Below are 15,678 nucleotides of genomic sequence, written 5' to 3' on the forward strand. Positions count from 1 at the left end.
GAGAGAAAACAATGAAGAAAATTTTATTAAGTTTATGTGCTTTACTCCTATTAACAGGATGTAGTGATGCATATGGTAAATTAACTGATGGTAATACAGTATTGTTTACAATTGGTGATACACAAGTTACAAAAGATGATTTATTTAAAACAATGAAAGCTCAAGCATCTGGTTATGCTGCCATTTCTGAAGCAACACGTGTTATTTTAGAAAATGAAGTTCCAGTTACACCAGAAATTGAAGAAGCTGCAAAAGCAAGTTTAGAAACATATCGTGCAACTTATGGTGAATCATTCCCATTAATGTTACAAAGTTATGGCTATGCTGATGAAGATGATTTTTATACCAACTCATTATTAGTTAATGCTCAATTAACTGAACTTACTAAAAAGTATGTTACAGATAACTTTGATCAACTTGTAAAAACACATGATCCAAAAGAAGCAATTATTCTTACATTTGCAACTGAAGCAGATGCATTAGCTGCAAAAGCTGACTTGGAAAGTGGTATTGATGGTATTACTGTTGGTAGTACTTATAACTCGTCATCTGCTGGTGCTGAAAGAATTATAACAACTTCTACCGATTTAGATACAAATGTAAAATCATTTATTCAAAATGCAACTGAAAATACAATTTCGGATGTAATTGTTGGTTCTGAAAATGAAACTTACTCAATTGTACAAATTACAGAAGTAGATCCTAATAATCTTAAAGATGAAATCACAACTGTATTAGCTAACCTTGATACTACAGCTTCTGAAAGTGATGTATTCTATTTCAAGAAATACGGATTCAAAATTTACGACAAAGATTTATTTGATAACATTCAAACAAATTATCCAAGTTATATTCTTGACTAGGTGCAAATTGCACCTTTTCTTTTGTCTTCTTAAACCTTATAATAAAGGACATAAGGAGAAAACTGTATGACAAAATCAAAAGTATATTTCACAGATTTCAAAGCTAATGTTGGCGATAGTCACTTAATGAAGCTAGCACGCCTTGTTAAACAAGCAGGTATTGAAACAATTGACATGAAGGACAAATATGTTGCGATTAAGATTCACTTTGGAGAACCTGGTAATCTTGCATTCCTTCGCCCTAATTACGCAAAAACAATCGTAGATATCATCAAAGATAATGGTGGTAAACCTTACCTTACAGATTGCAATACACTTTATGTAGGAGGAAGAAAGAACGCACTTGATCATATTGAAAGTGCTTATACAAATGGATATAGTCCATTTAGTACTGGATGTCATATTTTAATCGGTGATGGATTAAAAGGAGCTGATGAATCCATTATTCCAATTAATCAAGAATGTGTAAAAGAAGCTAAAATTGGACGTGCTGTTATGGATAGCGATATCTTTATCTCACTAACTCACTTCAAAGGACATGAATCTACTGGTTTTGGAGGAGCATTGAAGAATATTGGTATGGGATGTGGTTCTCGTGCTGGTAAATTTGAAATGCATAGTAATGGAAAACCGGTAGTTGATGAAGAGGTATGTAAATCATGTGGTATGTGTATTAAACAATGTGCTCATGATGCCCTACACTTCAACGAAAACAAAAAAGCACACATCGATGTAAACAAATGTGCAGGATGTGGACGTTGTATTGGTGCATGTGGATTTGATGCCATCTCAACAATGGATTGGGAAGCAAATGATATTCTAAACAAGAAGATTGCTGAATACACACTTGCTGTAGTAGACAACAAACCATGTTTCCACATTAGTATTGTATGTGATGTTTCACCATGTTGTGATTGTCACTCTGAGAATGATATTCCTATTATTGCTGATGTTGGTATGTTTGCATCATTTGATCCAGTAGCACTAGATCAAGCATGTGCAGATGCATGTTTAAAATCACCTATCATTGATGGTAGTGTTCTCTCTCATAAAGAACATCACCACCATGATCCATTCAAAGATACTCATCCTGATACAAATTGGGAAGTATGTGTTGAACATGCTGAAAAAATTGGATTGGGTACTAGAGAATACGAAATCGTTGTGGTTAAATAAGGAGACTTTATGTGTATATTTTGTAAAATTATTGAAGGTGAATTACCTTCATCTAAAGTATATGAGGATGAACACATTGTTGCTATTTTAGACATTGCACAAGTTACATATGGACATACTTTGGTTATTCCTAAAAAACATTGCAGTGATATCCTAGATGCTGATGAAGAAACAATGATTCATATCGCTAAAGTATTACCTAAATTAACAAATCAAATTGTTTGTAATTGCAAAGCTTGTGGATCGCATATCATTAGCAATCAAGGTGCTATTTCAGGGCAAACAGTTGACCATCTACACTTTCACATCATTCCTCGCTATAGCGAAGACGATGCCATCATTGTTAAATTCAATGAAACTGAAAAACCTGAATTAAGTGAAGTATTAAAAACAATTCAAGGATAATAAAATGGAGTATCTCAAATGAGATGCTCCATTTTTCTAATCATTGATCTATCCAATATCAATTAATTTACCTTCTTGTAAAAAGACACGATAATCTGATAATTTAGAAACTTCATTGCTATGTGTTACAACAATAACTGTTTTATTAAACTTTTCAGTTAACATTCTAAAGATTTGAATAATTTCTCTCTCTGTTGCAGTATCCAAGTTTCCTGTTGGCTCATCCGCAAAGATTAAGTCTACGTTTGCCGCAAGTGCCCTAGCAATTGCGATACGTTGTTGTTCACCACCAGATAAATGAGTAACAAGTCGATTTGCTTTGGATTTGGTAATCCCAAACTTTTCAAGTAATGCATAACCAACTTCCTTTTGATTCTCTGGAATTTCATTATCTGTTTCAGCCATTGCTAGTTCAATATTCTCAATTCCTGTTAAATATTGAACTAAATTATATGCTTGAAAAACTACACCTATTTTATTTCTACGATACTTATATAATCCAATTTCTTTCAAATCCTTATTTTGAAAATAAATTGTCCCACTCTCTTGTGTATCGAGTCCAGCAAGAATACTAAGTAATGTTGTTTTTCCACTACCTGAGGGTCCTAAAATTGTATAGAACTTCCCTTCTTTAAACTCATAACTTAAATCAGTTAATATTTCTCTTCTAAATCCACCATCAACATAGCCATAATTGATATGTTCAATTTTTAATATTGTGTTCATCATTACCTCCTATGAAAGCATAATTCGCTTCGGGCTAAGCTTCATAATCATATAAGTTGGTACAAGAATACTAATAAACACGATACCTATTCCAAACAAATATATTTGTAGTATTAGTATTGGATTAATTATAACTTTGTATCGACTTAGCATATCTTCTTGCGTTATCTCGGTGAAGTATTCTTTATAACCAACCCAATTTGGTTTAAAATTCTCTTCTTGTACAATTTCAGGTTCAATTGCAACTTGATTTTCCAAGACTTGTTGACCCACTTTTCCAGCTACCATGCTTCCAGTAACCACCGCACAAGTAAAGGATACAAGCAAAATTATCAATAGTTCAACGAAGAACTGCAATACAATTTTTATACGGCTTACACCTAATGATAAGAGAACACCAATCTCAAATTCACGTGACTTTAATGTAAGTGCTGTGATGAGTGTAATAATAAATATTGCAGTTATTGAAATAATCAATAAGATAACATCTGCAAAATAAGTTAAGTTATCTAGCGGTCTTGAAAATTGATCAAACTGTTTATTATTAGCATCGAAATAAATATATTCTGTTTCAATATTTTTATAATCATCCATAAAACTCTCAATTTTTAAAGGATCGTCTAATAAGATGTTTACCTTACTCGTATTCAACATTTGTTGCTTTATATCTTCAAGTGGAATTTCATTTACATTAGTGCCCATCCCACTATTTCCGTATTGATTAAATAATTCATACTGCACTAATTCTCCTTCGATTAGAGTTATTAGTGGTACATAAACATTATTTTTAGGATTTTCACTCCCTGTTATATAGGCAATACGTACACTTGTCATATCGACTTCTTCAATGGTCGTATAGATTCCAATAATTTCAAATTCTCTGTTTAAATCATCTCGCTTTAGTCCATTTAACTCCATGCTTTGAATGATTTCTTCTGTTCCTGCTCGAAACGAAATTTTATCACCTAAAGTAAATCCATTGATGTCAGCAACATCTTTTGAAATTACAGCTACAAGATTTGCATTCTCAATATCATTTTGATTAAAAAATCTACCTTCTACCAGTGTACATGTACCATCATGAAACTCAATCATTTCTGGGTACAAATTACCGATCAACATAAAATTTGGTTGAAGGTAACTATTTTCTATTGAGGCACCATTGGGATTAAAAGAATCTTCTCTAAATTCTTCATTTCCAATTAATACGCTATCAAATCCCAAGGAGAATGTTTGTCTTGAAGACAAATAATTAGCTGCTTTGATTCTTTTATCCTTTAATACATCCTTCACTGTATCAATACCAATTACTGGTGAATTTTCATAGGCAGCATTTTTTTCCTCTTCTGATTCTAAACTATCTATATATGCTGAGTGTTTCTGATAATCGACATTTAAGTTTACCACTGCTTTCATACTAAGACGTGTCATCGTTTTAGCATTTGACGCTGCTTGTGTAATACCTAATCCAATTAATACAAGATTTCCTATTGCAAAAAAAGTTAATCCTAATAAGATTGATTTGGATAGTTTTCTAGTAACATACAACCATGCTCTTCTAATATAGTTCATAGTTTATTTCCTTTCCAGTACCTTAGTCTATTAGTGTCGACTCAATCATATATCACCGCTCTACATTTGTCAACTTAGCGAATAAAAAAAAGGAGATTCATCTCCTTAAATCTTATACTCATCCCCTGTGATACTACAATTTGGATTATCAACGCAAACTCTTCTAGCAAATTCTGGTGAAATTTCTTGTTCAAGTATTTCATAAATATCATCCAAACGATTGATACGCATTCCAATATATCCGTGCGCATCACTTGCGATGACATCACAATAACCTTCTTTCACCATACGCCATGCAACATCTTGTACATGGGGAGCCTCACCATTCTTGATTAGACTTGTACGATTTACTTGAAAGAAACAGCCCATTTCTCTCCATCGCTTCAATGTAGTAAAATCTTTTTGGACACTTTCATATCGTTCAGGATGCGCTACAATAACACGATATCCTTCATCAAGTAAAAGTTGTAGGTAATATTCTTCACTATGACTTGTTTTACCACCATAGTACCAAGGCAATTCTGCTAGAACTCGATTTGTTTTATTTAGGGTAACTACTTTATGCTCTTTGATCCATTCAATTGAGTCATCTGTTGCCTGAAATTCAGAGCCTAGATAAAGTTCAATTGGATAATTACATTCTTCTATTTTAGCTTTCAAAACCTCAAAATTCTTACTTAAGTATTCTAATGTATTTCGTTGGTACCGATGCCCAGGAATTGAATGAGGCGTACATAGAATCTTTGTCATCCCATGCTTAACTGCCACATCAATCATGCGTAGAGAGTCCTCTATGCATTGTGCTCCATCATCAACACCAAATACTACATGGCAATGAGTATCAATCATTTTTCGGCTTATAGAACGCACGATTTTCCATTGCAAAGATTCGTTGCGTAAACTCTCCTGGTGTAATTGATTCTAAAGCTGATTCTAATGTATTAAGACGAGCATCCAAGTTATCAATAAAACTAAGTACTTCTGCTTCTTGAACTAAAGGAACAACTGGTGATCCATATTCAAGTTGCCCATGATGTGATAAGACACAATGACGAAGCAATATTGCTTCTTCACTATCACCAATATTTAACTCATCAGCAATTTGCATTAATCGACCATGCAATATTGAAATGTGTCCAGTTAATTTTCCCTCAAGCGTATATTCTGTTGTGATTGGTCCTGATAATTCAATCATTTTACCCAAGTCATGTGCAAGAACACCTGATACTAATAAATCACGATTAAGTTGAGGATATAGTTCACACAAAGCATTCGCTAACTTCACCATACCAACTACATGGGTTGCAAGACCACCTAGAAAACTATGATGATTCTTACTTGCTGCTGGATACTCATAAAATGCTTCTCCAGCCATTTCATACAGTCCATTAATTAGAGCTTGATAATTTTTATTTTGAATCGATGCAATTGTAGATGTAATTGCCTCTTTTAAATCATCTTTGCTTACCTTTGAAGCAATAACATATTCACTTAAATCTATTTCATTTTGATTCATTGGCTCAATTTTATGAATACGTAATTGAAGTGAGTTATTATATTTTAATACCTCACAAGAAATTTTTTCCACTTGTCCAATTGCAATTGCAGCTTCTTGCTCTGGTTTGATGTCCCATATCTTTCCATCAATTGTTCCTGTTTTATCCTGTAAGATAACAGAAGCATAAGGAGCACCTTTTTGTGTAATCCCCTTTGTAATACTTTTGATTAACAAAGGTAATTCAAGACTCTCCTTCTCTTGAAAATCACTAATATATTTATTCATCTTTCCACTCCATTTCATCTAATATGACATAGATATCTTCCATATCATAACCCATCGCTGCACAATATCGAAAGACTGTATTTCTCAGTTTAAACCCACTGTACTTTCTTTCATATCTTTTTTTTGCTTTATTTGCTACTTTTCTTAGATTATCAATCTCTGATCTTTCATCATCAACAAAATTTAAATTGTTCATAACTTGATCAATAATTGATTCACTGAAGCCTTGAATAATCAATTTTTGACGGAGTATTTTCTTCTTCATCTTCACTGATTTTTCTTTAATTGATGGTTTAACTTTTTCTGCCCATTTTATTGCATTAGTTAGTTCAGTATCATCATCTTCACTCATCACTTCTTCAATCATTTCAATAGGAATGCCTTTTTTCTTCAAGTTACGTTGAATTTTATTTTCACCTGTTAAGGTTAACTTCATGGAATAAACAGCATTCTTTGCATATTTTAAATCATCAATAAATCCATGTTCTTCCAACTTCTCAACTATTTTATTAATAATATCAATTTCTAATGTTGTATTTTGTGTTAACCAATCATAAATTTCCTTACGTGTTCGATCTTTTACTGCAATTTTTCTTATACAAGACTGATAGGCTTTTACACCCTCTTCTTCTTTTTGCAATTCTTCAATTTCTTCTTGAGATAATTTGAATCCTTTGCGGTACCCACTATTAAAATATCGATCTAAAGAAACAATAATTTTAATGCTTTCTGAACTTGGTGAATCCAAATAAATTTGTATGAAATCATTCTTTGGCTTAATTTGTTCAATCACATACATTTGACTATAGTTAGCAATTGCAGACTCATAAACATGATAAATTTTACGATAAAACTCTTGTGAATCATATGGTTTTGCTTTTTCAATAGCATTGACTACCATTTGTTTTTTATGATCATCACTATCCGCTAAATATTCTTTTAGTTTTTCTGCTAATTCTTGTGGTGTTTTAAAATAGTATCCTGTTTCATCTTCTACTACTAACTCTTCTAATACATTATCAGGACGTGCAAATAATGGAAGACCACTAGCCAAAGCTTCAATATAAGTCATTCCTTGTGTTTCCGTAATTGATGCTGAGACAAAGCAATTACTTGCATGGTAAAAACTTGGTATTTCAATTGCCGGTTTTTTTCCTGCAAACTTGACCATATCTTCTAATGCTAATTCTTTTACTTTTTGTCTCAATATTTCATCATCAGGACCTGCACCAACAATTAATAACTTACATGGTAATCCCATTTTCTTTACAAAAGTAAATCCATCAATCACAAAATCGATACTCTTCTCTTGCGCAACACGACCTACAAAGGTTACTAGTGTTTCGTTATCTTGTACTCCATATGTACTTCTAATTTCTTTGATTTTTTCTACACTTGTGCGCTTAGGATTAAAACGATCCAAATCCAGTCCTGTTGGCACCACATAAATTGTCTTCTTAATACCATATCGAAGTAACATATCTTTTGTTTTTTGGCTTGGTGCAATCATTTCAGTACTTGAATCACCATACAATCGACTCAAACTTGCAACTGCTTTTTTCGCAAGCTTATCTACTGTATCCGAATTAATGATATTGACATAATGTGTATAGTCTTCATAAGTTGTGTGGTATGTACTTACAAGTGGTAAACCTTGTAACTTCGCTACAATACGCGCAAAAATGCCCACACTGAACTCAGTATGTGCATGAACTAAATCAAGATTAATCTCTTTTATCTCATTGTATGCAGAGATATGAATAGGACTAGTTAAAACATAGCCGTATAGTTTCTTTAATTCAATCCCTGATAAACGTAGAACATAAGGATCATCCTCTACAATCCCATTTTCTGGCTTAGTTGTAATTACATAAACCTTATGACCATTCTTAACTAATTGTTCACGTAAAATATGAACACTTGATGCGACTCCATTAATCTCTGGAAGATATGTATCTGAAAACAATCCGATTCTCATTGAATAATACCCCCTAATCCACTAAATCTGGTTTTGCTTTAGCATAAATAAATGTTAAACCGCCTAAAATCATGACAAAGTAATAAGTGATAAATCGCCATAGAATCATAATACTTGAAGCACCTACACTACCAAAGATGGTAGAGAACATAAGTATAAAGGTTGCCTCTGTACCACCACTTGCTCCTGGTATGGGTATAAAACAGTTGATCATTGAAACAAATGATGATAATGCAAGAATATCCAAAATTAGATTTGCATCAACTGGAATATTTAATGCCAACGCACAGAAGTAAGGAATAATATAATAAACAAATAATCTTACGAAATTTGCTAGAATAACTAAAATAATTGTCTTTCGATGCCCTTTTAATTTCTTTGTTTCTGATGCAAACCGTTCCAATTGGATATCTAGATTCGCAAGTGCTTTTTCTCTATCTTTTACAATATGCAATTTAACTCCAATTAATATCCCTTTAGTACTTAACCAAGTATAAACTTTTGGAAATGTTACTAATGCCCATAGTCCAATAATGATTGCACCATTAATCATAAATCCTACAAGGACAAGCAGAAAGAATTGTGAGTAATGTGCATAAAAATAAGTAAATCTTAATAGAATCAAGATAAAAACGGAAGCAACCATTGTCGATTGATAAATAATGAAATCCATCCACAAAATACTTGCAGAATCACTTACACGAACTCCTTGTTTCTTAAAAATATAAATTTGCGCAAATTGACCACCTGAAGCACTTGGTGTTACACCATGAAAGAAGCTTGCTACAAACGCATTCACTACACCTTGTGACAATTTATATTTTGGATTACTTAATAATGTTAACCTCTTTAGAATCCAACCAATAATAACTTGATACAGTATAGCCAAAGCAGGTATCACAAGTAACCAACCTACATTTGCTCCTCTAATCATTGCTAAAATTTCTTGATAGTTGTCTTTTAAAGTAAGCCAAAGAACAAATCCTGTGAACCCTACTACTAAAGCTATATTAAAAGCGTAACTTTTTACTATTTTTTTCCATGTTTTCATGCGATTATTATACCATTTGTACTAACCATAAACAATGTTTCAGTTCTTTGTTAAGAGTTTCTTAAGAATTAATGGCTTATCGTATATAAAAAGGTATTGTCATTCAACAATACCTATGTTATTTTCTCAAATTTAGTTTGAAGCAACATTTTAATATCACTTGCTGTATATTTTTGGAAATTATACATTTGAACAGTTCCTTTTGTACATTTATACCAAGATCCTTCATAATAAAGTACTGGAACATCTGCCCATCCCCCACCATTGATTGCATTACTTTGATTTGCAAAAATGATTGGTTCTCCTGATTCACAATAATAGGGTCTAACATAGTAAGTGCCCGTTATTCCAGCCAATGCCTTTATATCTTCACCCAGTGTTTTCCATGCACCACCAAGTTCTTCATAGTATTTCTTGCTTGAAACGTCATTCGAGAAGAAATGAGTATTGAATAATGCTGTAAAACATTGACCTCTTTGTGTGGTATCTGTCATCAATTTACATTTCTCAATTTCAGGCTGATCTCTAAGCATCTTATCATATAATTCTTTTGCCTCTGGCGAGATAACTGTTCCTCCACCACTTTCACCAGAATTACCTTTATGCTTTGTACATACAATAACATTGTCTATAACAACATATTCGCCATCAGTTGGACACTCAGCCAAACCACCAAAGTATTTACCTGTTCTATCATTTAGGATTTCTTGTGGTGTTAATTTTTCATCCATTGCAGATGCTTGACGATAAATACGATTCAACAAATTCACATTACTGTTGCATACTACATCCTTTGATGAACTAACATAACCACTTACATTGGGTATCAAAAGCGTGCCTAAAACAGCTAATATTGCTATTACTGTAATTAGTTCTATCAATGTAAATCCACGTTTATTCATTCTCTGCCTCTTTCAAAACTAATTTAATGATTCTTTAATACACTTTCATAAATTTCCTTTAATTGTTGGCCTACAGAACTGATGCTTCTTTCTTCAGCTGTGCGCCTTCCCTCTTCACTTGTTTTTGGAAGTGTACATTCAACTATTCCTTTAATCTTCTCAATGAATTCTTCATTGGTACTTGCTTTATAACAATTCACTCCATCAACTAACCATGGATCAAATACACCAATATCTCTTAATAACACTTCTTGTCTTGCCGCTAATGCTTCAAGAACAACAATACCCTCTGTTTCCTCATAAGATGGAAAGAAGAAACAATTAGCGCCTGTATAAGCACCTTCAATAATAGGCCCTTTAACATATCCTGGAAAAATAACATTGTCTGGATAATCATCCACAACATCTCTTACAGTTTTTGGAATCATAACTCGATTTGTATAACCAAACCAAATAAACTTATATTCAGGACATTGCTTCGCAATTTCTATAAAATCCAATATTCCTTTTCTTTCAAAATATAATCCAACTGATAAAACAACTTTATCTGTATCTTTCAAACTAAAATATTTTTTAAATGCTTTTATCTTCTCTTCATTGTAGTCATATCGACTCAATTGAATACCATTAGATACTGCATAAATAGGTAATGTAATACCATACCCCTCCAGCAAAGACTTTGAATAGGGAGTTGGGGTAATAATTGCATCTGCTTGTGTATAGAGACTAACCAGCCTTTTCTTAAATATGGGTGCAATTTGATTCGATAAAATAAAAGAATTACGAAAATCCTCCTCCGTAGAATGAGCATGGTAAATTACTGGTTTCCCATCATTTCTCGTTTTCTTTATAATTGATTCACTATTCAATCCTACAGTATTAATATGCAGAATATCATAATCATCATCCCAAGGATCAGTTGTATACTCAATACCTGCAGATTCACATGCAGCTATTTGATGTTTTAAAGCTCTTCCAATGCCTGAATTTTGTAAAGCTTTTTCACTTTCAAAATATAATAGTACTTTCATTTAATCACCTAATACAATTATAGTCTAATTTACTAAAACTTCCAACACACAATCCATTTTCCCATAAGAAAACCTCAAATTAAATGGATAATTTGAGGCTACTGACTATTTTATAATTCCAAATGCTACAACTTGATTTGGTTCAATCTTAATCTTGTCATACATATCATCTACTTCAGAGAAATCTCTAACTTGATAAAATTGAATATCATTCATTGTTTTACTAGGGTCCCAACAAGCTAAGAAATCCTCAACTGCTACGCTGTGATCATGAACTCCTACGATTGTAGTATTCACTGAATTCTCATCTAAGTAATTCCATCCTTCGACAAAGTTACCCTTAGGTAATGCATCTTTGTATAAGAATAATAAATATTCAGATCCATCTCTACCATTATAGAAGAATGAATGTGCAATATGTACTATACCTTGAGCATCTTTATGTGCCAACACGATTCTTTCAAAATTATTTAAGTCTGTTACAATTTTAACTGTTTGAGTCATAACCTATCACCTCTTGTATTTATTCTAACATACTGATACTACCTATAAAAGTAAAAAGCTACCACGAATGGTAGCTTTTAGTAAACACTAGTCTTCTAGTTTTTTAACTAGTTCAGCATAACGTTTTTGAGCGTCTGCTTTTGTTTTATCGAACATCTTTTGAGCTAAGTCATCACCTTTTAACTTAGTTAATTGGCTATAACGAGTTTCGTTCATTAAGAATTCTTGGAATTTATCCCATTGAGGTTCTTTAGAATCGATTGTAAGCGGTTTTTCGTTACGAGGATCGAAACGATATAGTGCTAAATATCCACATTCAACTGCTTTAGCTTGTGTTCTTTGGTGATTAGATAATCCACCTTTGATACCATGTTCAACACATGGAGAGTAAGCAATAATTAATGATGGTCCTTTATAGCTTTCTGCTTCTTTAATTGCTTTTAATGTTTGGTTCTTATCCGCACCCATAGCAATTTGAGCTACGTATACATGACCATAAGCCATTGCAATTTGCCCTAAGTCTTTCTTAGCTGTTGGTTTACCACCAGCTGCAAACTTAGCAATAGAAGCTGCTTGAGAAGCTTTAGAAGATTGTCCACCAGTATTTGAGTAAACTTCTGTATCAAGTACTAGAACATTTACATTTAAGTCATTAGCAAGTACATGGTCTAATCCACCGTAACCGATGTCATAAGCCCATCCATCTCCACCGATGATCCATACTGATTTACCAACAAGATCTCTTTCAAGTTTAAGAAGTTCTTTCACTTCTTTACATTTACTCATCTTAACACCAGCAATGATGTCTTTTACAACTGTACGTTGGATCTCACGATCACCATCAGCTGCGATGTATGTTTCAAATGCTTTCTTTAATGGAGCTTCAACTTTATCTAAGTTTGTTTCCATTAATTCAAGAATTCTTGATTCTTTAACATTTTGAGCGATAGCCATACCGAAACCATATTCAGCATTGTCTTCGAATAAGCTATTTCCCCAAGCAACACCTTCACCGTTTTTGTCATTAACAAATGGAGAAGATGGAGTTGATGAACAGTAAATCATTGAACATCCAGTAGCATTAGCTACTAACATATCACGACCAAATAATTGTGATACTAATTTATAGTATGGAGTTTCTCCACATCCAGGACATGCCCCAGATACTTCAAAGTAAGGTCTTAGGAATTGAGAACCTTTTACTGTTGTAGTTGGGAAGAATTGAGTTTTGTATTCAACTTCATTGTATAGGTAATCTGCAAGAGGTTCTTGATCAAGCTTAGTATTTACATCAGCCATAGCAAGAGCTTTGTTACCAGCTTTACCTGGACACTCAGTAACACAAAGTCCACAACCTACACAGTTTGCAGGAGATACTTGTACACGATATTGCATCTTTTCAAGATCTTTACCCATAGCAGGAATTGTCTTGAAAGGCATTGGTGCATCTTTAACTTCTTCTTCACTTAAGATAAATGTACGGATTGTTCCATGAGGACAAACATAACTACAGAATCCACATTGGATACAGTTATTTGGATCCCATGTAGGAACTTGAGTAGCAATTGTACGTTTTTCTTTTAATGAAACGTTATTACGGATAGAACCATCAAGTAAGTTGTATTTAGTAAATGCACTTACTGGTAAATCATATCCACCCAATGCGTTAATCACAGCAACATGTTCATCAAAGTATTTATCTTTAGTGTTCTTAGCTTTGTCATTAACTTTAAGGTTTAACCATTCCTTCTTAACAGGAATTTCAACTAATCCATCTTTACCAGCATCAATTGCTTTGTAGTTTAATTGAACAACTTCATCACCCTTTTTAGAGTAAGACTTTTTAGCAGCAGTTTTCATATAACCAACTGCTTCTGCATAAGGCATGATTTGTTCATTTAACGCAAAGAATGCAGATTGTAGGATTGTATTTGTACGACGACCCATACCAATTTCTTGAGCAATCTTAGTTGCATCAATAATATAGAATTTAGCTTTCTTTTCAGCTAAGTCTCTTAACATACGGTTTGGTAAATGTTTTTCAAGTTCTTTTGCATCAAATGTTGTATTTAATAGGAATGTTCCACCTTTTTTAAGGCTTCTAACCATATCATATTTAAATACATAAGCATCTAATGAACAAGATACGAAGTCAGCACTATTTACATAGTAAGTAGAACGGATTGGAGTAGGACCGAATCTTAAGTGAGAACGAGTAACTCCTCCAGCTTTCTTAGAATCGTATGCAAAATATGCTTGAGAATATAAATCAGTGTTATCCCCGATAATCTTAATTGCATTTTTGTTTGCTGATACTGTACCATCTGATCCAAGACCATAGAATAAACATGAAGTATAATCAGGTTTGATATTTAATGTAGCTGGTTTTAGTGATAATTTAGTTACATCATCTTCAATACCAATTGTAAATTCATCTTTTGATTTAGGTTTCTTTAAATCATCATATACTGCTTTGATGTGGCTAGGATTAGTATCTTTAGATCCCATACCATAACGTCCACCTGTAATAACAAGTTTCTTATTATCCTTAAGAGCATTAAGAACATCTAAGTATAATGGTTCACGAGAACCCATTTCTTTTGTACGATCCAATACAGCAATTTTCTTCACTGTCTTAGGAAGTACTTTTGTTAAATAGTTACTAGCGAAAGGACGGTATAAATGAACTTTAACTAGACCTACTTTTTCACCTTTTTCAATTAAAGCATCAATTGTTTCTTTAATTGTTTCAGTTACTGAACCCATAGCAATAATCACGCGGTCAGCATTTTTAGCACCATAATATGTGAAAGGAGCATATTCACGCCCTGTATGAGCACTGATTTCCTTCATATATTTAGCAACTACATCTGCTACTTTGCCATAATGTTCGTTTTGAGCTTCTCTTCCTTGGAAGAAAATATCATCATTTTCAGCACCACCACGAACTACTGGGTTAGTGTGAGGGTTTAGTGCACTCTTCTTGAATGCTTCAACCTTTTTCATATCTGTTAGACTCTTTAGATAGTCATAATCCATAACTTCAATCTTTTGAATTTCATGAGATGTTCTAAATCCATCAAAGAAATGGATAAATGGAACTGAAGCATCGATTGCACTTAAATGAGCAACTCCAGCTAAATCCATACATTCTTGAACAGAATGTGAACAAATCATAGGTACACCTGTTTGACGACATGCATAAATGTCTTCATGGTCACCAAAGATGTTTAAAGCACGACCAGCTAAAGCACGAGCTGCTACGTGAATAACTCCAGGTAAAAGTTCCCCAGCCATTTTGTAAAGGTTAGGAATCATTAACAATAATCCTTGTGAAGCTGTAAATGTAGTTGCTAAAGCACCACCTTGTAATGCTCCGTGAACTGCTCCAGCTGCTCCACCTTCTGATTGCATCTCTACAACTTTAACAGTTGTATCAAAAATGTTTTTACGACCTTGTGATGCCCAAGCGTCAACTACTTCAGCCATTGGCGAAGAAGGAGTAATTGGATAGATACCAGCTACTTCACTAAATGCATAAGCAATATGTCCTGTAGCAGTATTTCCATCCATTGATTGGAATACTTTTTTTGATGTCTTACTCATCATAAACCTCCTAGTTGTTTAAACATTATCATTATAGAACAAATGAAAACGTTTTAAAAGTTTATCATCGACATTTTTTCA

General features: G+C 33.2%; 13 protein-coding genes. 3 read left to right on the forward strand and 10 right to left on the reverse strand.

What is annotated here, in order from left to right; all coding sequences use genetic code 11:
• The first annotated feature begins 11 nt into the window (after positions 1-11).
• The 3 genes from B5D14_RS07320 to B5D14_RS07330 all read left to right on the forward strand — a co-directional run bounded on the left by B5D14_RS07320 (position 12) and on the right by B5D14_RS07330 (position 2,444).
• Positions 12-863 carry a hypothetical protein gene (locus B5D14_RS07320; protein ID WP_078711949.1) on the forward strand — a complete coding sequence of 284 codons (852 nt, stop codon included), beginning with the start codon at positions 12-14 and terminating at the stop codon, positions 861-863.
• Between the two features lie 66 nt (positions 864-929).
• Complete coding sequence (locus tag B5D14_RS07325; RefSeq protein WP_078711950.1) at positions 930-2,039, forward strand: DUF362 domain-containing protein; 1,110 nt, start codon at positions 930-932, stop codon at positions 2,037-2,039.
• Between the two features lie 9 nt (positions 2,040-2,048).
• Positions 2,049-2,444, forward strand: a complete 396-nt coding sequence (locus B5D14_RS07330; protein ID WP_078711951.1) for an HIT family protein — start codon at positions 2,049-2,051, stop codon at positions 2,442-2,444.
• A gap of 48 nt (positions 2,445-2,492) precedes the next feature.
• Here B5D14_RS07330 and B5D14_RS07335 read toward each other — a convergent pair whose 3' ends face one another.
• The 10 genes from B5D14_RS07335 to nifJ all read right to left on the reverse strand — a co-directional run bounded on the left by B5D14_RS07335 (position 2,493) and on the right by nifJ (position 15,597).
• On the reverse strand, positions 2,493-3,170 hold the full coding sequence (locus tag B5D14_RS07335; protein WP_078711952.1) for an ATP-binding cassette domain-containing protein: 678 nt from the start codon (positions 3,168-3,170) through the stop codon (positions 2,493-2,495).
• Positions 3,171-3,179: 9 nt separating this feature from the next.
• Entirely contained in the window at positions 3,180-4,742 is a 1,563-nt protein-coding gene (locus B5D14_RS07340) for an FtsX-like permease family protein (protein ID WP_078711953.1), read from the reverse strand.
• Between the two features lie 105 nt (positions 4,743-4,847).
• Entirely contained in the window at positions 4,848-5,591 is a 744-nt protein-coding gene (locus B5D14_RS07345) for a tyrosine-protein phosphatase (RefSeq protein WP_078711954.1), read from the reverse strand.
• Complete coding sequence (locus tag B5D14_RS07350; RefSeq protein ID WP_078711955.1) at positions 5,584-6,525, reverse strand: 3'-5' exoribonuclease YhaM family protein; 942 nt, start codon at positions 6,523-6,525, stop codon at positions 5,584-5,586. The genes B5D14_RS07345 and B5D14_RS07350 overlap by 8 nt, the downstream gene beginning before the upstream one ends.
• Entirely contained in the window at positions 6,518-8,503 is a 1,986-nt protein-coding gene (locus B5D14_RS07355) for a glycosyltransferase (protein WP_078711956.1), read from the reverse strand. The genes B5D14_RS07350 and B5D14_RS07355 overlap by 8 nt, the downstream gene beginning before the upstream one ends.
• Positions 8,504-8,516: 13 nt before the next feature.
• Complete coding sequence (locus B5D14_RS07360; protein WP_078711957.1) at positions 8,517-9,554, reverse strand: lysylphosphatidylglycerol synthase transmembrane domain-containing protein; 1,038 nt, start codon at positions 9,552-9,554, stop codon at positions 8,517-8,519.
• Between the two features lie 113 nt (positions 9,555-9,667).
• Positions 9,668-10,456, reverse strand: a complete 789-nt coding sequence (locus B5D14_RS12255; protein WP_078711958.1) for a prepilin-type N-terminal cleavage/methylation domain-containing protein — start codon at positions 10,454-10,456, stop codon at positions 9,668-9,670.
• A gap of 23 nt (positions 10,457-10,479) precedes the next feature.
• Complete coding sequence (locus tag B5D14_RS07370) at positions 10,480-11,487, reverse strand: LTA glycolipid anchor biosynthesis glycosyltransferase, IagA/BgsA family (RefSeq protein WP_078711959.1); 1,008 nt, start codon at positions 11,485-11,487, stop codon at positions 10,480-10,482.
• A gap of 105 nt (positions 11,488-11,592) precedes the next feature.
• Positions 11,593-11,991, reverse strand: coding sequence for a hypothetical protein (locus B5D14_RS07375; RefSeq protein WP_078711960.1), 399 nt, complete (start codon positions 11,989-11,991; stop codon positions 11,593-11,595).
• An 87-nt stretch (positions 11,992-12,078) separates the two neighbouring features.
• Positions 12,079-15,597, reverse strand: a complete 3,519-nt coding sequence (gene nifJ, locus B5D14_RS07380) for a pyruvate:ferredoxin (flavodoxin) oxidoreductase (RefSeq protein WP_078711961.1) — start codon at positions 15,595-15,597, stop codon at positions 12,079-12,081.
• Between the last annotated feature and the right edge of the window lie 81 nt (positions 15,598-15,678).

It is taken from the genome of Anaerorhabdus furcosa (assembly GCF_900167375.1).
Lineage (GTDB): Bacteria > Bacillota_I > Bacilli_A > Erysipelotrichales > Erysipelotrichaceae > Anaerorhabdus > Anaerorhabdus furcosa.